At 62.7% G+C, this 19,535-nt stretch carries 18 protein-coding genes; 16 read left to right on the top strand and 2 right to left on the bottom strand.

What is annotated here, in order from left to right; all coding sequences use genetic code 11:
* Positions 1-116 precede the first annotated feature (116 nt).
* From BUS06_RS33970 to BUS06_RS33945, 6 genes are all read left to right on the top strand, one after another.
* Positions 117-1,034, top strand: a complete 918-nt coding sequence (locus tag BUS06_RS33970) for an STAS domain-containing protein (RefSeq protein ID WP_083611806.1) — start codon at positions 117-119, stop codon at positions 1,032-1,034.
* Positions 1,035-1,068: 34 nt separating this feature from the next.
* Entirely contained in the window at positions 1,069-1,428 is a 360-nt protein-coding gene (locus BUS06_RS33965; RefSeq protein ID WP_074268641.1) for an STAS domain-containing protein, read from the top strand.
* A 107-nt stretch (positions 1,429-1,535) separates the two neighbouring features.
* A complete protein-coding gene (locus tag BUS06_RS33960; protein ID WP_167379468.1) occupies positions 1,536-1,922 on the top strand; it encodes an anti-sigma regulatory factor in 387 nt (128 codons plus the stop codon).
* On the top strand, positions 1,907-2,998 hold the full coding sequence (locus tag BUS06_RS33955) for an ATP-binding protein (protein ID WP_074268639.1): 1,092 nt from the start codon (positions 1,907-1,909) through the stop codon (positions 2,996-2,998). Before BUS06_RS33960 ends, BUS06_RS33955 begins: the two co-directional genes overlap by 16 nt.
* Positions 2,995-4,806, top strand: coding sequence for an ATP-binding response regulator (locus tag BUS06_RS33950; RefSeq protein WP_254369043.1), 1,812 nt, complete (start codon positions 2,995-2,997; stop codon positions 4,804-4,806). The genes BUS06_RS33955 and BUS06_RS33950 overlap by 4 nt, the downstream gene beginning before the upstream one ends.
* Positions 4,807-4,830: 24 nt before the next feature.
* A complete protein-coding gene (locus BUS06_RS33945; RefSeq protein WP_074268638.1) occupies positions 4,831-6,789 on the top strand; it encodes a hybrid sensor histidine kinase/response regulator in 1,959 nt (652 codons plus the stop codon).
* Between the two features lie 20 nt (positions 6,790-6,809).
* On the opposite strand, the gene BUS06_RS33940 is transcribed toward BUS06_RS33945, so the two are convergent.
* Together BUS06_RS33940 and BUS06_RS33935 are read right to left on the bottom strand one after the other, a co-directional pair.
* On the bottom strand, positions 6,810-7,415 hold the full coding sequence (locus BUS06_RS33940; RefSeq protein ID WP_074268637.1) for a hypothetical protein: 606 nt from the start codon (positions 7,413-7,415) through the stop codon (positions 6,810-6,812).
* 34 nt (positions 7,416-7,449) lie between these two features.
* Entirely contained in the window at positions 7,450-8,289 is an 840-nt protein-coding gene (locus tag BUS06_RS33935) for a hypothetical protein (protein ID WP_074268636.1), read from the bottom strand.
* Between the two features lie 86 nt (positions 8,290-8,375).
* Between BUS06_RS33935 and BUS06_RS33930 the strand changes: the two genes are divergently transcribed.
* From BUS06_RS33930 to ptsP, 10 genes are all read left to right on the top strand, one after another.
* Positions 8,376-9,365, top strand: a complete 990-nt coding sequence (locus BUS06_RS33930) for a sugar-binding transcriptional regulator (RefSeq protein WP_074268635.1) — start codon at positions 8,376-8,378, stop codon at positions 9,363-9,365.
* Positions 9,366-9,744: 379 nt separating this feature from the next.
* Positions 9,745-11,076 (top strand): NAD(P)H-dependent oxidoreductase, encoded by a 1,332-nt coding sequence (locus tag BUS06_RS33925; protein WP_217272845.1) that lies wholly within the window; start codon positions 9,745-9,747, stop codon positions 11,074-11,076.
* Positions 11,077-11,111: 35 nt separating this feature from the next.
* Positions 11,112-12,152, top strand: a complete 1,041-nt coding sequence (locus BUS06_RS33920) for a thiamine pyrophosphate-dependent dehydrogenase E1 component subunit alpha (protein WP_074268633.1) — start codon at positions 11,112-11,114, stop codon at positions 12,150-12,152.
* Positions 12,149-13,195: an alpha-ketoacid dehydrogenase subunit beta gene (locus BUS06_RS33915; protein WP_074268632.1), complete on the top strand. Its 1,047-nt coding sequence runs from the start codon at positions 12,149-12,151 to the stop codon at positions 13,193-13,195. The genes BUS06_RS33920 and BUS06_RS33915 overlap by 4 nt, the downstream gene beginning before the upstream one ends.
* A gap of 1 nt (position 13,196) precedes the next feature.
* The gene (locus BUS06_RS33910; protein ID WP_074268631.1) at positions 13,197-14,489 is read left to right on the top strand and encodes an acetoin dehydrogenase dihydrolipoyllysine-residue acetyltransferase subunit; all 1,293 of its coding nucleotides are present in this window, start codon (positions 13,197-13,199) and stop codon (positions 14,487-14,489) included.
* A gap of 162 nt (positions 14,490-14,651) precedes the next feature.
* Positions 14,652-15,047 carry a transcriptional regulator GutM gene (locus BUS06_RS33905; RefSeq protein WP_074268630.1) on the top strand — a complete coding sequence of 132 codons (396 nt, stop codon included), beginning with the start codon at positions 14,652-14,654 and terminating at the stop codon, positions 15,045-15,047.
* Positions 15,048-15,158: 111 nt separating this feature from the next.
* Complete coding sequence (gene srlA / locus BUS06_RS33900) at positions 15,159-15,713, top strand: PTS glucitol/sorbitol transporter subunit IIC (RefSeq protein ID WP_074268629.1); 555 nt, start codon at positions 15,159-15,161, stop codon at positions 15,711-15,713.
* Between the two features lie 48 nt (positions 15,714-15,761).
* Positions 15,762-16,796, top strand: coding sequence for a PTS glucitol/sorbitol transporter subunit IIB (srlE, locus tag BUS06_RS33895; protein WP_074268628.1), 1,035 nt, complete (start codon positions 15,762-15,764; stop codon positions 16,794-16,796).
* Positions 16,797-16,809: 13 nt separating this feature from the next.
* Positions 16,810-17,193: a PTS glucitol/sorbitol transporter subunit IIA gene (locus tag BUS06_RS33890; RefSeq protein WP_074268627.1), complete on the top strand. Its 384-nt coding sequence runs from the start codon at positions 16,810-16,812 to the stop codon at positions 17,191-17,193.
* A gap of 89 nt (positions 17,194-17,282) precedes the next feature.
* A complete protein-coding gene (gene ptsP, locus BUS06_RS33885) occupies positions 17,283-19,403 on the top strand; it encodes a phosphoenolpyruvate--protein phosphotransferase (protein ID WP_074268626.1) in 2,121 nt (706 codons plus the stop codon).
* The last annotated feature ends 132 nt before the right edge of the window (positions 19,404-19,535 follow it).

Raw genomic sequence — 19,535 nt, 5'->3', positions numbered from 1 at the left:
GGCGCCCTGGCGCATGTTAAAGTCCATTGCGCCTTTTGAGCGGTTGGTCAGGGCGCGAGCAAAACGACATTGCCGGCGCCTTGCGCCTTCAGCTGATCATCGACTGGGGACACTGTATGGAAACGCTTGGCGGATCGCGTCTCGCCCGACTCTTCAATGAACGACAAAACGAGTTGCTCGGCGAATGGGTGGCGCAGCAGTATGCAATTGCTTCGCGCCGCGGCGGTGTCACCGAAGTGCAGTTGCGTGACCAGTTCGTACAGTTCGTCGCCGTCGTCTGTTCAGCGCTCGAGTCTTCCGATCGCGTGGACTTCAAGACTCGAGCGTGGGACGAAGTGCGCGGCTTTCTCGCGGACGTTTCGACGCAGCGCGCGCGGCAAGGCTTTACGCCGGTCGAGACCGCCATGTTCGTGTTCTCGCTGAAGGAACCGCTTTTCGCCCGCTTGCGTACCGAACTCGTGGCCGACCCTGCCAGTCTCACCGAGCTCACCTGGACTATCAGCACGCTGTTCGATGCGATGGGCCTCTACACCACCGAAGTCTTCCAGAGCAGCCGCGAGCAGGTCATCGTGCGTCAGCAGCAGGAACTGCTCGAACTGTCGACGCCGGTCGTGCAGTTGTGGGACGGAATTCTGGCGCTGCCGCTGATCGGCACGCTCGATTCCGCGCGCACCCAGGTCGTGATGGAAAGTCTGCTGCAAAAGATCGTCGAGACGGGCGCGGCAATCGCGGTCATCGACATTACCGGCGTGCCCACGGTCGATACGCTCGTTGCGCAGCATCTGCTCAAGACCGTGGCCGCCGCCCGGCTGATGGGCGCGGATTGCATCATCAGCGGCATCCGTCCGCAGATCGCACAGACCATCGTTCACCTCGGGGTGAATCTGCAGAACGTCATCACCAAGGCTACGCTCGCGGACGCATTCGTCGTGGCGCTGAACCGCACCGGCAAGTCGGTCTCGGGCACGGGCACGCATGGCGAAGCGCCCGGCGCACCCGGTCCGTTGCGCGGCAACCAGTTCGCCGGCGACTGACGCCGGCTCACGCGGGTTCAACCGGACCACGACAATGGAACGCATTCCGATTCTGCGGATGGGCAAACTCCTGCTTGTCACCATTCAGGTCGACATGCACGATCGTCTCGCCATGACGCTGCAGGACGATTTGACGAGCCGTATCGTCAAAGACCGCGCCAAAGGCGTGCTGATCGATATTTCGTCGCTGGATGTGGTGGATTCGTTCATCGGCCGGATGATCGGCGACACGGCCGCGATGGCGCGTGTGCTCGACGCTGAAACCGTGGTGGTCGGCATGCAGCCTTCCGTCGCGATCACGCTGGTCGAACTCGGACTGGCGCTCCCCGGCGTGCGTACTGCGCTGAACGTTGAAAAAGGCATGGCGCTCCTGACTGGTACGTCACCGCTTTGAGCGCAATCCCCGGCAAGACAACCGAGCGTAGCCCACTATCCTCCATGCTCAGCGACGACAAGACTGCGGGTCCGGTAGGCGCTGACGGTCAGCCGCCTGACGAGATCATGCCGATCCGCTCGGACGAACAGATCGTGCGGTTGCGGCGTTTCGTGCGCGAAAAGGCGGTGGCCCATGGCTTTTCGCTGATCGATCAGACGAAATTCGTGACCGCGGCCAGCGAACTTGCACGCAATACGCTGATATATGGCGGGGGAGGCGACGTACACTTATACACGTTGCACCGTAACGGCCGTATTGGCCTCAGGCTCGAGTTCATCGACAACGGACCTGGCATCGCAGATATTTCGCGAGCGCTGTCCGACGGCTATACCACCGGCAACGGTCTGGGCCTCGGCCTGGGCGGCGCCAAGCGGCTGTGCGATGAGTTCGAGATCCGTTCGGCGCCCGGCGAAGGTACACATATTTCGGTGACCAAATGGAAACCGTTTTGAATGGGCTGAGCGTGACCCAGCGGCGGTTCGAGATCAGCGATCCCAGCTCGATTTCGTTTGCGCGGCGTGGCATCAATGAAGTGGCGTATAGCGTCGGCTTTGACGACACGGTGCTCGGCAAGCTGGCGATCATCGTGACCGAGTGCGCGACCAATCAGCTCAAACATGCGCAACGCGGCGAACTGCTGGTGCGGCCGATTGCCCGCGAGAGCGGATCCGGCTCACCGCTGCCTGCCCGTTATGGCGTTGAACTGCTCGCGATAGACAACGGCCCCGGCATCCTCGATCTGCACGCCTGTTTTGTCGACGGCTACACGACGGCCGGCAGTCCCGGCAACGGCATGGGTGCGATTCAACGGCTCAGCGACGAGCTCGACATCTGGAGCGTGCCAGACCGCGGTACGGCACTGCGTATCGTGATGTGGGCCGCGGGGGCGGATGCGAGCGTGCCAGACAATCCATCGCCGATTGTGTACGGCGCGATCAATCTGCCCCTGCACGGCGAAACGCTATGCGGCGATGCGTGGATTTGCGGCTACGCGGACGGCGAATTCCAGGTACTGGTTGCCGACGGCCTGGGGCACGGTCCGCTTGCCAACACAGCAGCACTCGCCGCCACGGAGACGTTTGCGCGACGCGGCGCCGCGAGCGTGACAGAAATTGTCGCGGCGTCGCATGAAGCGCTGCGGCCTACACGCGGAGCCGCGCTCGGCGTCGCGAGCATTCCAGCCCCCGAGGCGGGAGAAGGTGCCACCGGCAGCGCACGTTTTTGCGGCGTCGGCAACATCGCGGCGAGCGTGTGGACGTCGTCGAGTCATCGCCATCTGGTGTCGCACGCGGGCATCGTCGGTCATCAGATACGCAAGACCCAGGAGTTTCAGGTCGACTGGCCTTATGACGGACTCCTGATTCTCCATTCCGATGGCCTTGCAACGCGCTGGGACCTGGGCCGCTATCCGGGTCTGGCGCAGCGTCATCCGGCATTGATTGCGGCAGTGCTCTATCGCGACTTCACGCGCGGTCGCGACGACGTGACGGTATTTGTCGCGCGTGCGCGGCGCAGCGGGGACGCATGATGGCCGAGCTGCTGCAAGTCCTTCCGCTCGACAGCGAACTCTCGGTAGTCGCGGCGCGTCGGCGTGCCCGCGAAATCAGCGAAGCGCTCGCGTTCACAAAGCATGACCAGATCCGCATCGCAACCTCCGTACTCGAGGTCGCACGGGTCGTATTTCTCGCGAGCTCCAGCGGACGCGCGGAATTTTTGCTTGAGAAGGCGACTCAACCACCAGGGCTGTTGATCCGTCTGGTGGCTCCCGCAATGTCTGTCGCAAAGCTGCTGGAACGGTCAGCCGGCGCAGAACACGCCGGCACCGGTGAGGTTCCGGGTCCGCTTGGGGTACTTGCAGCTCAACGGCTGATGGATGCGTGTTCGATCGACGATGTGGACGGCGATGCCGTCGTCACGCTGATGAAGCACCTGTCGGCGCAGGCGCCGCTCGCTGTCGACAAAGCGGTTGCAGTGCTCGTCCAGCAAACCGGTACGTCAGGCGCGGGAGGTTCGTTCGACGAAATGCAGTGGCAAAGTCGCGAACTGGCCGCGGCGCTCGATGAACTGCAGGAACGCCAGGAAGAACTCACGCGGCTTACCCGCGAACTGGAAGACACCAATCGCGGCGTGGTTGCGCTCTACGCGGAACTGGACGAGCGCGCCGACCATCTGCGTCGCGCCGACGACGCCAAGTCGCGCTTCCTGTCGAACATGAGTCATGAATTTCGCTCGCCGCTGTATTCGATTCGCGCGCTGTCGAAACTGCTGATGGATCGCACCGACGGCGACTTGACGGATGAGCAGGCCAAACAGGTGCGCTTCATCCGCAAGGCGGCAGAAGAACTCTCCGAAACCGTCGACGACCTGCTCGATCTCGCCAAGATCGAAGCGGGCAAGGTCGAATTGCGTCCGGCCGAGTTTGAGGTGGCTAATCTGTTCTCGGCGTTGCGCGGCATGCTACGACCGCTCTTGCCGACCGCCGACGTCGAACTGGTGTTCGAGCCGTGCGATGAGATTCCGCCGGTCTACACCGACGAAGGCAAGGTTTCGCAGATTCTCCGCAATTTTGTATCCAATGCATTAAAGTTTACCGAGCACGGCGAAGTCCGTGTGCGAGCCCAATACGACGCTGATCAGAAACTGTTGACGTTCGCGGTTTCGGATACGGGCATCGGTATTGCGCCCGAGCATCAGCAAAGCATTTTCGAAGAATTCGAACAGGTGGAAAACCGGCTGCAGACCTATGTAAAAGGTACCGGGCTTGGACTTCCGTTATGTAGCAAGCTCTGCAAGCTGTTAGGCGGCACGGTGGGTCTGGTGAGCGAGCTGGGCAAGGGCTCGACTTTCACGGCGACCATTCAGGCCTATCTACCGCAGATCGTCGGACCGGAGCCTCGCACGCCTCTCGCTAGCGATACCGATACCGGGCGCGATATGGTGCTCTTTGTTTCGACCAGTCAGGATGACCGGCTGCGTTATGAGGCGTCCCTGCATAACACGCGCTACCGCTCGGCCAACGCGGCCACCGTGCGGGAAGCCAGGTCGACCCTGGCGATGACGGCGGCGTGCGCCGTGCTGATCGATATGGAATCCGGACGCGAAGACGGTTGGTCCTGGCTAGGCGAATTGCGCGAGCAGGACTCGGTTGTGGGCCGCGTTGAAGGCGTGGTGCGAGCCGCTGGCGATTCGCGCAAGCGTCACGTGCCGGTGATCGTTCTGAGCGATGTGGACCAGCGCGGCCGCGCCGAATCTCTTGGCGCAGACGCTTTCTTTGTTAAACCGCTGTCGGGCAACGAACTGCTCACTTCGCTGGACGCGATGTTGAGCGCCCCCTGACCGATCCACGGACAAGAATCTTCCATGAACGACGCGACCGCCAACCTGATACTCAATGTCGATGACAACGACGGCGCCCGCTATGCGAAGAGTCGAATCCTCTCACGTGCCGGCTTCGAGGTGATCGAGGCCGCCAATGGCACTCAGGCCCTCGAACTCGCGCGCGCCTCGCTGCCAGACCTGGTTCTGCTCGACGTCAAGCTGCCGGACATCAATGGCTTCGAGGTATGCCGCCAGATCAAGGCCTCTCCGGAGACCGCGGCCATTCTGGTGCTGCAGACCTCTGCTGCGGCTGTGCAAAGCATCGACCGGATCAGAGGGCTCGACGGCGGCGCGGACAGCTACCTGATCGAGCCTATCGAACCCGCCGAACTCATCGCACATGTGCGTGCGCTGCTGCGCGTGCGCCGCGCGGAGGGTGCCTTGCGCGAAAGCGAAGAGCGCTTCAGGCAGATGGCGGAAAACATCGACGACGTGTTCTGGATGCTCGATCCAGCGACGGATCAACTGCTTTACGTCAGTCCTGCTTATCATCGTTTGTGGGGAGACCCGGCGACCTTGCCGCAGCCGGGACCGGCGCACTGGGCAGGCAGGATTCACCCGGAGGACGAAGCCATGGTCGAGGCGGCGTACCGTGAGCTCGTCAGCGGCACGCCGTACGAGATCGAATACCGGATAGTGCGCCCCAACGGCACGATGCGCTGGGTTGCCGAGCGTGCCTTTCCAGTGCGCGATTCGCGTGATTCGATCTATCGGCTAGCCGGCGTGGTCAACGATATCTCCGAGCGCAAGGCCAACGAAATGGTGTTGCGCGACGCGGATCGCCGCAAGGATGAGTTTCTCGCCATGCTTGCGCATGAGCTGCGCAATCCGCTTGCGCCGATCCGCAATGCGATCGAGTTGCTCGATCCGAGCCGAGCGCCCACCACGCAGAATTTCGAAACGATGCGCGAAGTGATCGGACGCCAGGTGAGGCACCTGAGCCGGCTCGTCGACGACCTGCTCGATGTGGCGCGTATCACGCAGGGCAAAATCACGCTGCGTCAGGAGAACGTCAGTCTCGCCGCAGCGATCGAGGCAGCCGTCGAAACCGTCGCACCCGCACTCGCCAAAAAGGCGCACACGGTGAAGACCGAGATGCCGGACGACTCGCTCTACATCGTCGGCGATGGCGTGCGGATTGCGCAGGTGCTCGGCAACATCCTCTCGAACGCGGTGAAATATACGCCGCAGGAAGGCGAAATTCTGATCGACGTGCGCGAGTCGGATGAAGACGTGCAAATCACCGTTCGCGACAACGGGGTTGGCATGAGCGCCGAGACGATTCCGCATATCTTCGACCTGTTCGTGCAATCGCAGAACTCGCTGGAGCGCTCTGAGGGTGGCCTCGGTATCGGGCTGCCGTTGGCGCGCACGCTGGTTGAATTGCATGGCGGCCAGATCCAGGCATTCTCGGCCGGCGCCGGGCAGGGCAGCGAGTTCGTGGTGCGCTTGCCGCTCACGCGCCGCGTGCAGCCGGGGCAGCCGGCGCTGCCGGCCGAGTCCGTCGCTGCACCGCCTGTAGCGCCGAGCGCAGGACCGGCTTTGCGCCTGCTGCTGGTGGACGACAGCGTGGACGCCGCGACTTTACTGTCGATGGTCCTGGAAGCGGACGGCTACGACGTGCGCATTGCACACGAGGCGACCCAGGCGCTGGAAATCGCGGCGCAGTTCAAGCCCGAGATCGTATTGCTGGATCTGGGCCTGCCAGGTATGGACGGCTTTCAGCTTGCCCAGGAGATGCGCAAGCTGGATAGCACCGCGGGTGCGCTGCTAGTCGCCGTCACCGGTTACGGCCAGGCGGGCGACCGTCAGCGATCCCACGACGCGGGTTTCGACTATCACCTGGTCAAACCGGTGGCGGTGGAGGAGATCCACCGGGTGATCGAGACTCGCTTCCCTAAGGCCTCGAGTCTGTCCGGAAGCGGAGTGCCGGAGGCCTAAGCGTTCGTTTTGTGTAGACGCTACTGGATCTTCGCGGGACGTCGCGCTGCGGCCGGCCGGTTATTGATCTGGGTCGGCTCGCGCCAGTTGGGCTCGAGTCCCATGAACTTGTCGAAGAACGCGATGGCAAGGCCCGGCTCTTCGATCATGTTCTCGCGAAACGATTGCCATACCGCCGGGTGAGAGATCGCGTCGGACGGTTGCACTTCCACCGCGCACTGTTCACGCAGGGTGGCTTTGAGCGTGCCGATGCAAAAGTGGGTCAGCACGTAACCGGCCGGCCACCAGTCGGCGATGTTTCCCGGCGACGGACGTAACTGCGTCGAGGCGTCTTTCTTCAGGTGAATCGCTTTCTCGCGCAGCAAGTCGCGCAGCAGCACGCCGAACACAAACTGGAAGTAGTCCTGCTCGTTCTGACGCCGATAGTCTGCACTGCGCTCGACGACGTCGATCCACGCAAAGAATGCCGTGGTGAAATTGCGGTCGTCGATTTCGACCGGCAACGCGTGCCGTTCCCGGTACTCGTCGCAGCACCGTTGCAAAAGCTGGCGGCATAGCGTGAGCTTTTGCACACGCTTCCACGTCGCTATTTCCTGTCCTTCGATGCTACAGATCGGTTGGCTCATTCGCACAACTCCTCGCAGACGTGCAGCGCCGGCCTCAGCAAAGATGGGCGATCGCGTACTCGATTTCGTGACTCAGCGCATGCAGCGGTTCGGGGCCCTTGAGTGCCTGCTTGAACGCTGTTTCGCGTGCACCCACCACGTCGGAGAAAAAGCGCACGGCAGCGTCCGGCTCGGTGGGAATGCCTGAAGTACAGGTGTCCTTCGCGAGCGACACCAACGACAGCATCAGGAACACGTAGGCGTTCGGTTCCGTGACGAGCCACCACGGTGCGTTCACATCCGGTAGGACTTCGAAACGGGTACTGCGGATCGGTTGCGTCTCGAGCAGCGACAACACGAGTTGCGCGCATGCGAGGCATAGCGCGCTGCGCGAGGACATCGCGCGGGCCGCTTGCGGCGCCGATAACGCCGCACCCATGCGTTCGAGGGTCGTGCAGATGCGGTGCTCGAAGATCAGCACGTCGGCTGCGCCGCTTTGCATGATCATCCGTTTCGCCGCCGCGTAATAAGACATCGAAAACTTGCGCAGCGTCTTTGCGGGCCCGGTGGCCATCTCGAGGTAAGTGGTGAGCGGTTCCAGCAGAACCGGTGATTTCCAGTGGTCCTGCAAGGTTGGTACAGCGTGACCCGCAAATGACTCGGCTGTTTCGATCAGATCGTCCGCCAGATGGGCGACCGATTCGAGCGACAGATAGGAGGGCGCCTTGAGCGGTGTTGCGGAAGACGCGAGCGGCGCCACGGGCCGGTCGCTTCTGAGCGGTCCGGGCACATTGCGTGCCGCGTAACGCAGTTGACGCGCACAATCGCGCAGCGCGAGCCCGAGCTGGTTGATGTCGCGGCTGAGATGCTGCGGCAAGGGCGATTTTGACTCCATGGGTGTCTCAATGTTGCAACATTTGAAGTTAAGATAGCACAAGTGTTCAGTGCATAGATTGCCTTTTTTCATCTTAGGAGCCGAGGTTGCAGAAAGCGAGTGTTGCCCCGGAAAGCGTCGAGAACGACGAACAGAATCCCGCGCGGCGTCTGCGTTTGCGGGCCGCGTGGATGTATTTCGTCGAGGAAATGACCCAGAACGAAATCGCCCTGAAGCTGGGCGTCGGGCGTGTGACCGTCGTGCGGTTGCTGGCCGCTGCGCGCGAGCGCAACGAAGTGAAGATCAGCATCGGCGATCGTCTGGCGGAGTGTGTCGAGGCAGAGCGTCTGCTCGAAAGCCGCTTCGGCATCGACGAGGCGATCGTCGTGCCGCTATCGGCGCGCGGCGCCGACGCAACCGGTCCGATCGCGGCGGCGACCGGCGCCTATGTATCGTCGCTGGTGCGTGCCGACATGCGCATTGGCGTGGCCTGGGGCCGGACCCTGGTCAGCTCGCTCGCCTTCATGAGCGAGCGCACGGTGGAGAACGTGTCGGTGGTGTCGCTGCTCGGCGGCATCATGAAAGCGCGCAAGTTCAACCCGGCTGAATTCGCCTGGCGTTTTGCATCGTTGTTTCAGGCGGATTGTTATCTGATGACCGCACCGCTGGTAGTGGATAGCGCGGCCACGCGTCAAACCCTGATCGAACGCTGTGGCCTTAGCGATATTTTCGAACTCGCCAAGTCGCTCGACGCAGTTGTGCTCGGTGCCGCAGGCATGGGCGCGGATGCGACGGCGCATGTGTCGAAATTCATCTCCAATGCCGACCGCGCGTCGTTGTTGAAGGCCGGCGCAGTGGGCGACGTGCTGTTCAATTTCTTCGATTCCAGCGGCAAGCTGGTCGATCATCCGATCAACGAACGCGTGATGTCGGTGCCGCTCGATATCGTCAAGAAGGTACCCGTACGCGTGATGGCCGCGGGCGGTGCCAGCAAGGTGCCGGCACTGGCTGCCGCGCTGAAGATAATCAGGCCGACTGTTCTCATCACGGACGAGTACACCGCGAAAGACGTCCTCAAGCTTGCCGGTCCTGGCTGAGCGGCACGCATCTTAAGGCCGGCGGGCTGGCGTGCGCTGATCCGCCTGCCTGTCGTGCCACCTGACGGGCATCCGCCCCATTTTCTCCGCCCTCCGCATCAAGCAGCGTTCGCCTGCGCATTCGTGCGCTCGTTCGTTCTCCTCTGAACTTCCACGCTCCAGATAAACCCTGGAAACGGCCATCGCCGCGTCGCATGCGCGCGTCCGCGTACGGGTAAATCCCAAGCCTGAAAACGCTGTCTGGACAAAACTCGACCTTGTCCCTGGCGTGAACAAAGTGCTATTGTGAAATACATAAGTTCTATTCTATCTCGGGGCGCACAGGCGCCTGCCGATACGTCTTCGTGCGCTCGTGCGCTGAATTTCAGGAGCTATGCCCATGCACAACATCACTCCCAGCGGCCTCGCGGCCGACCTCGAAAAGCGTGCCGCCTCCGGCCGTCCGATCCGCATTGGTCTGATTGGCAGCGGCGAGATGGGCACGGATATCGTGACGCAGGTGCGGCAGATGCACGGCCTGGAAATTGGCGCGATCGCCGATCTGCGGCCCGAGGCGGCGCGCGCCGCCGTGCGAGTCGCCAACGGTGCGGACACCGGGTACCGGATGGTGGATACGCGCAGCGCGCTCGAACAGGCAATCGAAGCCGGCGAGATTGCGATTACGCAGGACGTCGACGCGGTCTGCACGAGCGACCTGATCGACGTGGTGATCGATGCGACCGGCAAGCCCGCGGTCGGCGCCCAGATCGGCCTGCTTGCCATGGAGCACGGCAAGCACCTGGTCATGATGAATGTGGAAGCGGACGTGACCATCGGCGCTTATCTGCGCCGCGAGGCGGAGCGGCTTGGCGTGGTGTATTCGCTGGGCGCGGGCGACGAACCGAGCTCGACCATCGAGCTGATCCAGTTCGTTAGCGCGCTCGGCTATCCGATCGTCGCGGCGGGCAAGGGCAAGAACAACCCGCTCAATATCGACGCGACCCCCGACGTCTATATGGACGAGGCCAAACGCCGCAATATGAATCCTCGCATGCTGGTGGAGTTCGTCGACGGTTCGAAGACAGCTGTCGAGATGGCGGCAATCGGCAACGCCACCGGCCTCACGCCGGACGTGCCCGGCATGCACGGGCCGTCGGCGACGCTCGAGGAGCTGCACAAGGTGCTGTGCCCGGTGGCGAACGGCGGCATCCTGTCGCGCAAGGGCGTGGTCGATTACACCATTGGCAAGGGCGTAGCGCCCGGCGTGTTCGTGGTCGCGGAACTGGCGCATCCACGCCTGCGCGAACGCATGGAGGACCTGAAGCTCGGCGCGGGGCCGTACTACACGTTCTACCGCCCGTATCACCTGACCAGCCTCGAAGTGCCGCTCACCTGCGCGCGCTCGGTGCTGTACCGCCGCGCCGATATGGAGCCGTTGCCGGTGCCGGTCGTCGAGGTCTGCGCCGTCGCCAAGAAAGACCTGCAACCGGGCGAGCGGCTCGACGCGATCGGCGAATACAACTATCGCGCCTGGGCCATGACCGTGGGCGATGCGCGCACGCAGCATGCCGTGCCGTGCGGGCTGATCGAAAACGGTCGCGTCACGCAACCGATTCGTCGCGGCGAACTGCTGACCTATCGCAACTGCGCCGTGGACAGCGATTCGCAGATCGTCGCGCTGCGCCGTCTGCAGGACGAAATGGTCTACGGCAAGCCGCTCGCGGTCGCGTAACGAACGGGTGCACCGCCCCGTCAAGGAGGATGGACATGCAGGAGATTGTAGAGGCATTGCCCACCAGGCCGGCTACGGCACTGCGCGGGGTATTGTTCCGGCACGATGCCGCGGCGCTGCGCGAAGCCTTGCGCAAAATGATTCTCGTGCGGCGTTTCGAAGAGAGCGCCGAGCAGGCATACATGCGTGGTCTGATCCACGGCACCATGCATCTTTCCATCGGCCAGGAGGCGAGCGCGATTGGCGCCACGCTGCCGCTCACGGACAAGGACTACATTACCTCCACGCACCGCGGCCACGGCCATTGCATCGGCAAGGGCGCGGACCCGAAGCGCATGTTCGCGGAGTTCTTCGGCAAGGAGACCGGCTATTGCCGCGGCCGCGGCGGCTCGATGCATATCGCCGATGTGAGCCAGGGCAACCTGGGGGCGAACGGCATCGTGGGCGGCGGGATGCCGATTGCGGTGGGCGCAGCGCTGTCCATCAAACGGCAGCGCAAGGACAGCGTGGTGATGTGTTTCTTCGGCGATGGCGCCAATAACGAGGGCGCCTTCCACGAGTCGCTGAACTTCGCTTCGATCTGGAAGCTGCCGGTGATTTTCGTGTGCGAGAACAACCGCTACGGGATGTCGATGTCGGTGGAGCGTTCCACGGCGGTCACACACATCGCACAGCGCGCGCTCGCTTACGACATGCCGGGCGTGACCGTCGACGGCAACAGCTTTGTCGAGGTGCTGAACGCCAGCGAAGAAGCTGTTGCTCATGCGCGCAAGGGCAACGGCCCCACGCTGCTCGAATGCGAAACCTACCGCTTGCGCGGTCACTCGAAGAGCGACCGCAACCGCTACCGCACGCGCGAGGAAATCGACGCGTGGAGTGCGCGCGATCCGATCGTGCGATTCGAGAGCGAATTGTTGCAGTGCGGCTTGCTCGATGCCGCAAGTATCGCCACGCTGCGGGAAGAAGTCGAAGCGCAGATCGAGGCTGGCCTCGAGTTTGCACAGAACAGTCCTTCGCCGGCGCGGGCCGACCTGACCCGTTACGTGTATGCGTCGACCAGTGGGAGCGAGCAATGACAGCGGACGTGCTTGAACACACGCATGCGGTGCAAGAGACGGAGACGCACGACGCAGTGCGCGAACTGACCTACGCCCAGGCGATTCAGGAGGCGATGGCCATTGCGATGGAGCGAGACGAGCGCGTGTTCCTGATGGGCGAGGACATCGGCGTCTATGGCGGCGCATTTCAGGTCACGGGCGACCTCTATCAGCGCTTCGGCGCGGAACGGGTGATGGACACGCCCATTTCGGAACTGGGCGGCGCGGGCGTCGCGGTGGGCGCGGCCATGACAGGCTCGCGGCCGATCTACGAATTCCAGTTCTCCGATTTCGCCACGCTTGCGATGGAGCAGATCGTCAATCAGGCGGCCAAGATGCGCTTCATGCTCGGCGGCGAGGCTTCCGTGCCGCTAGTGATGCGCTTTCCAGCGGGCTCGGGAACCGGTGCGGCCGCGCAGCACAGCCAGAGTCTCGAAGCCTGGTTTGCTCACGTGCCTGGTCTCAAGGTGATACAGCCAAGCACACCGCACGATGCGAAGGGCCTGTTGCTGGCCGCGCTGGAAGACCCGGACCCGGTGATGATCTTCGAGCACAAGCTGCTGTACAAGAGCAAGGGGCCGGTGCCGGAGGGCTACTACACCGTGCCGATCGGCAAGGCGGCCGTGCGTCGCGCGGGACGCGACGTCACGATCGTGGCGACCTCGATCATGGCGATCCGCTCGCTGGAAGCCGCGGCGCAACTCGAGCAGGAAGGTCTGGATGCCGAAGTGATCGATCTGCGTAGTATCCGGCCGATCGACCGCGAGGCGATCATTGCCAGCATCCGCAAGACCTCGCGGCTGATCTGCGTGTACGAGGGTGTGCAGCAGCTTGGTATAGGTGCGGAGATCGCTGCAATCGCCTGCGAAAGCGAGGCCTTCGATTACCTGGACGCGCCCGTGATCCGGCTGGGTGGCGCCGATTGTCCGCTTCCGTACAACCCCGAGCTGGAAAAAGCCGCCGTTCCGCAGGTCGACGACATTGTCGCGGCGGCGCGGCGCATCGTCGGCGGGAGAGGGTGAGATGCCGACCGAAGTCATCTTGCCGCGCGTCGACATGGACATGACCGAGGGCATGATCGCCGCCTGGCATGTCAAGGAAGGCGACGAGGTACGCGAAGGAATGCTGATCTTCGAGATCGAGACCAGCAAGGCGACCATGGAGATCGATGCGCCGGCAAGCGGCATCATCCGTCAGATCAATACGCCGGTTGGCGAGTCGGTGGCGGTGGGTACGGCTGTAGCGTGGATCTATGCGGCGGGTGAGGCGTTAGTCGAGCACGGTGAGCATGGCGGTAGGGCCGCGGAGGACGACGTCGCTGCCGCTGGCACGCAAGCACCTTTGCGGGCAACCCCGGCGGCGCGGCGCCTTGCTCGCGAACGCGGGTTGCAGCTTGTGGGGATTGCGGGGTCCGGGCCACATGGACGTGTGGCTGCGCAAGATGTGCTGCGTGCGGCCATGCTAGAGGAGATGCCAGAGCCGGCAGTCACAGGAGCACCGCACACGCACCTTCTGCACAGCATCGCGTTACGCAAGGGAAGCGGCGATCCACTGGTGCTGTTGCACGGCTTCGCTGCGGAATCCAACAGCTGGCGACCGTTCTCGCAGGCGGTGGCGCGCCTGGGCGCGACGGAGGCCGGCATACTGGCGGTGGACTTGCCCGCGCACGGCAAATCGCCGGCAGAGGCGGCGGGGTCGCTGGAAGAGATGATTGCGGCGCTCGAGCACACCTTGCTCGACGCAGGCATCGAGCGTTGTCACCTGGTCAGCCATTCTTTCGGTGGCGCTTTGGCCCTGGCCACCTCGGCACAGGCTTCACGGCTTGAGGTGCGCTCACTGGCTCTGCTTGCTCCAGCGGGTCTGGGACCCGAGAGCAACGGTTCGTTCCTGCGCGGCCTCACTGACGCGACGCGGCGCGCAAGTCTCGTCCCATGGCTCAAGCAGTTATTTGCAGACCCGGCGCGGCTGGACGAAGGCTTTGTCGCCACTGCGTGGCAGCAACTGGAGAGCCCAGAGGTTCGTGAGCGGCTCGCGGTGGTGGCGGATGCGTTCTTTCCCGACGGCACCCAAATGCTGGATCTGCGGCATCTGCTCAACGATCTGACGATGCCCGTACGCGTGCTTTGGGGACAGCAGGACCGGATACTGCCGGTTAGGCATGCAGACGGCTTGCCCGGCCATATCGCGGTGCACCGGTTCGCGGGTGTGGGTCATTTACCGCACGTCGAAGCCGAGGCGCAGGTGGCCCGTATAGTCGTGCAAAACATGGCATCTGCAACGGCGGCGAACACGAGCGCGCGTGTCGCGATACGATAGCGCACCATGCGACTTGTGCAACCGTTCGGCAAAGCGCGTGATGAGAGAGTGAGAGGGGAATGGATGGCGTTTTCCCCAATGATATTCCAGATGAACAATTGTATTATCCAAAGTACAAGATGTTCACAGATAACTATGTTGCATGGGACATAGGAGACGACGATGGACTTTGTGCGCGGTGCCTTACTCGCCCTGGCGGTGTTCTGGGCGTTGCAGCTGGTCGGTTCATGGTTTCAGATGCGCCGCTATGGCGACGCGATCCGTGACTCTGCAAAGCGCTGGCAGAGCGGCTTTCTCGGCGTCGGCGCCTGCAAGGTCAAACTCGGACGCGGCGCGGTCGCTATCGTCGTGCTGTCCCCCGATCTGCGCGTCTGCCAGTTCCTCAGCATGTCCGGTCTCACGGTCTTCACGCGTTTCCGTCCTCATGAAGGGTTTGCCGGCCTGTCGACGAGCGAGTTCAACGCCCGTCTGAAGACTTCGAAGTTGCGCCGCAGCATTGCGCAGGCTGCCACCGATGCCCTCGAGCGCGCCCAACGCGCGGCGCAAGCGCCCACCTGATTTCCTGGTTAGATAGTTCAGCAAACTGTTGTTTCCGGTTCCGCCGGGTCACGCTGAATCACGCCTTGCGGAGCTTTTCGCGATCGTTTCGGTTTATCTGGGAGATTCGCCATGTTCATCCTCGATTGGCTCACGCATGTCGCAGAAGGGTTCATCGGCATCTTCAATGCCGGCGGTAAAACGTTTGTGGGCTTCGTAGTGGGCATCCTGCCCACGCTGATCGTGCTGTTGACCGCGGTGTACACGCTGATCGCCCTGATCGGCGAGCAGCGGGTGCAAGGCCTCGCGCGCTTCTTTTCGAAGAATGTCGTGACGCGTTATACGCTGTTGCCGCTGCTTGCGATGTTCTTCCTGACCAATCCGATGGCCTATACGTTTGGGGTTTTTCTCGAAGAGAAGCATAAGCCCGCGTTTTACGATTCCGCTGTTTCGCTGTGCCATCCGATTACCGGTCTCTTTCCACACTGCAATCCAGGCGAGCTGTTTGTCTGGCTCGGCGTGGCGGCTGGTCTCACCAAGCTGGCGGAAAGCCATGCATTGGCGTTTTCCATTCCTAAACTCGCGCTGTTCTACCTGATCGTCGGTCTCGTTGTGAATCTGCTGAAAGGCATCCTGACTGAAGCGTTGACCCGGATTCTGGCTCACCGGGAAAACATCGAACTGTGATGCACTGCCGTCGCCGGCAATCCAACATCGAGACTGAGGAGACCTGAAATGGACACGAGAGCATACAGAACGGTGAAGGTCGAGCGTGGACCCAACGGCTGGGGTGGCCCGCTCCTGATTCATCCCACCGCAGAACGCAACAAGATCGTCGCCGTGACTGGCGGCAGCATTCCTGAACTGGCGAGGGTTCTTGCCGAAATGACGGGCGGTGTGCTGGTCGATGGCTTCCGTACGCCGCCGCCCGAATCGGAGATGGCCGCGGTGGTGATCGATTGCGGCGGTACCGCACGCTGCGGTGTCTATCCGCGCAAGAAGATTCCGACCATCAATCTGACCTCAGTGGGTCAATCCGGCCCGCTGGCGCAATTCATTACCGAGGATACCTATGTATCGGGCGTCACGCCGGAAAACCTGACGGCGGTGGAAGACGATGCGCCAGGCGATGCGCGCGCGAGTGCCGCACGTAGCGCGAGTCACTCCACCTCGCCGTTTGCCGCGCCTGCTGGTGGCGGTGTCGTCGGTGCTGCCACGCGCGAAGCCGAAAGCTCGCGCGGCCTGATCGGCTTCATCACGCGGATCGGGCGCGGCATGGGCGGTGTCGTCAACGTGCTGTTCAATAGCGGGCGCAAGGCGATCGATACGGTGATCCGCAACGTGCTGCCGTTCATGGCCTTTGTGACGATGCTGATCGGTATCATCAACTCCACCGGGATCGGTACGGGCCTCGCCCATCTGCTGTCACCGCTCGCCGGCAACATCGTCGGCCTGATCGTGCTGTCCGCGATTTGCGGCTTGCCGTTCCTTTCTCCGATACTTGGACCAGGAGCGGTGATCGCTCAGGTGATCGGCGCGGCCATCATTGGGCCGGCCATCGGCAACGGCACGATTCCGCCGCAGATGGCGCTGCCGGCCCTGTTCGCTTACGACACCCAGGTGGGCTGCGACTTCGTGCCGGTCGGCATGGCGCTTGGCGAAGCCAAGCCGGAGACGATCCGGATCGGCGTGCCGGCGGTCCTGATCAGCCGGCAGATTATGGGCCCCATTTCGGTTCTGATCGCGTGGGCGGCGAGCTTCGCACTTTAACGGATGAGATGGAATGACTATGCATTACTACAAGACGGTGATCTCGGAGGTCGGTCCCGAAGTGCGGGACCTGCTGGAAGGCGGCGTGATGATTCTCTACGCGCATGGCGCGCCGCCTGAACTCGCCGAGGTGTCCGTGCTGCATCGGGCCGAACAGCTGCATCCGGAGGCGCCGCGTGCGGGGTCGCAGTTGCGCATTGGCGAAGTCAGTGCGTTTGTCACCGCAGTGGGGCCGACGGCATGGAATAAGGTGAACGAGATGGGTCACGTGGTGATCAATTTCAACGGTTCGAGCACCGCTGAGCGTCCCGGCGAAATCTGCGCGCAACCGGTCGACACGGATGCATTGCTCGCCTGGATCCGGAGCGGCACCGTGATCGAGATTGTCGATGTTTGATGTTGCAGGCGGTCATGCCGGAATGGCGCGGTCATGAGGCAGAGTGGTGCAATCGGCTGGATGTGTTCCGTGAATAAGAAGGTCCTGTCATGCTAGAAACCGCAATCGTCGTCAAGGTAAACGAAGGACTGCATGCGCGTCCCGCCACGCAGTTCGCCAAACTCGCGAAAGAGTTTTCCTGCTCGCTGCAGGTCTTTCGCGGCTCGACGTGCGCCGATGCAAAAAGCGCGGTGAAGCTCATGCTGCTTGGCGTCAAACAGGACGATCAGATTCTGCTGCGAGCCGATGGCTCTGACGAAAGCGATGCGGTGCGCCGGCTGCTGCAGTTTCTCTCGGAGCCTACCGCGGGGGTGGCGCTTGCGCGGCATGACGGGAATGGCGGCCTGGAGGAACCGGCTGGGGCAACCGGGCCTGGAGCGGCTGCGGGTCTGGCGGAAGCCGCTCAGACGCAGCAGCAGGAGCAGGAGCAGGAGCAGGAGCAGGAGCAGGAGCAGGAGCAGGAGCAGGAGCAGGAGCAGGAGCAGGAGCAGGAGCAGGAGCAGGAGCAGGAGCAGGAGCAGGAGCAGAAGCAGGCGCTGGTAGCGGAGGGGACCATCGTCAGCGAGCCGCCAGTGCGTGGCGTGGCGGCGAGCGAAGGTCTGGCATACGGCGAAGCATTCGTCTATTTGCCTGAAGAGTTGCGTGCGGCGCGGCAGTTTATCGAGCCGGATGAAGTGGAGGGGGAGCTGGCCCGCTTCGGCGTAGCGTTCCGCGAAGCGATCGCCGCACTTGATACGCAGTTCGAAACGATGAGCCAGCATGGCGATATCGTCGAGGCATTGACGGACGTCGCTCAAAGCGACGAGTTTTCCGGCGCCGTCAAGGATCGCATCACGTCAGGCTGGGATGCGGCTGCGGCGACGCTGCAGGTGGGCGAAGAACTCTCCGCCGCTTTCCTCGCGATGGACGATGAATATGTGCGCAGCCGTGCCGACGATATCCGCGGCATTGCGCGTCAGGTGGCGTTGCGACTGCTCGGTCGCGATGACGTGAGCCTTGCTTCATTGACCCAGCCCTGTATCGTGCTGGCCTCCGATCTGAGCGCCCTCGATTTCGCGCGCGCTTGTGTCGCTAACATCAAAGGTCTCGTGTGCATCAAGGGGAGCGCGACTTCGCATCTTGCCATCATGGCGCGTGCGCATGGCATCCCGGCAGTGTTGGGTTTACCGGTGTCGGAGGAGCGCCTGCGCGAAGCGGCATTCGTCGCGCTCGACGGCTCGCAGGGGCACGTATGGTTCGATCCGTCGTCCGGGCTGCAGGCGGACTTTGCCGAGCGTATTTCGCAGGACCGTAACCGGCGCGCCGCATTGAGCGTGTATCGCGACGTCGCTCCGGTGACGCGTGACGGCCGGCACATCGAGATTGCCGCGAACCTCGGTTCACTGACGGAGATCGACGCGGCACTCGAAGCCGGCGCGATGGGCGTGGGCCTGTTCCGCACGGAACTGCTGTTTATGGATCGCCGCAGCTTGCCCGACGAGGACGAGCAGTACGGTGTCTATAGCCGGCTTGCGCAGGCTTTTCATCCACGTCCGGTGGTGATCCGTACGCTCGATGTCGGCGGCGACAAGCCGGTGCCCGGCATCGTCTTTCCGCAGGAGGACAATCCGTTCCTCGGTTGGCGTGGCGTGCGCATGTGCCTCGATCGTCCTGATGTGTTCAAACCGCAATTGCGCGCGTTGCTGCGTGCAGCAGCGGTGGGCAATGTGCGCGTGATGTTGCCGATGATCGACGACCTCGATGAAATTCGCGCAGTGAAGACGCTGCTTGCAACCTGCGCACAGGAGCTGTCCCAGGAAGGTGCGACCTACGCGCAGCCAGAACTGGGCATTATGGTCGAGACGCCGGCCGCTGCGCTTACAGCCGACCTGCTGGCGCCCGAGGTGGACTTCTTCTCAATCGGCACGAACGACCTGACGCAGTATGTGATGGCCGTCGATCGCGTCAATCCGAATCTGGTGGCGTTGTACCGGACCGATCATCCGGCGGTGCTGCGTGCGATTGGCATGGTCTGCGAGGCGGCGAAGAAGGCGAACATCAGCGTGGCCGTGTGCGGTGAGGCGGCGGCGCGTCCGGAGATGATTCCGGTTCTGATCGGCCTGGGAGTCAATGAGCTCAGTATGAGTCCGTCGTCGGTGTTGAGGGCAAAGAAGATCGTGAGCGAACTGTAGGGCGCGTGAGCAAGGAAAGTCCATCGCATGTGACGGCGTAAAAATCCAATCGCTCTTTCGAGAGCCGTCAATGTCCAGGCCTGCTGTAAGGTGCCGTTCGTGCAGCCCCGCGAGCGCGGCGCAATTTGCCTG

Origin of the sequence: Paraburkholderia phenazinium (assembly GCF_900141745.1) — a bacterium.
Taxonomy (GTDB): Bacteria; Pseudomonadota; Gammaproteobacteria; order Burkholderiales; family Burkholderiaceae; genus Paraburkholderia; species Paraburkholderia phenazinium_B.
The sequence above is the reverse complement of the archived record's forward strand: the minus strand, read 5'-3'. Positions and strand labels throughout refer to the sequence as shown.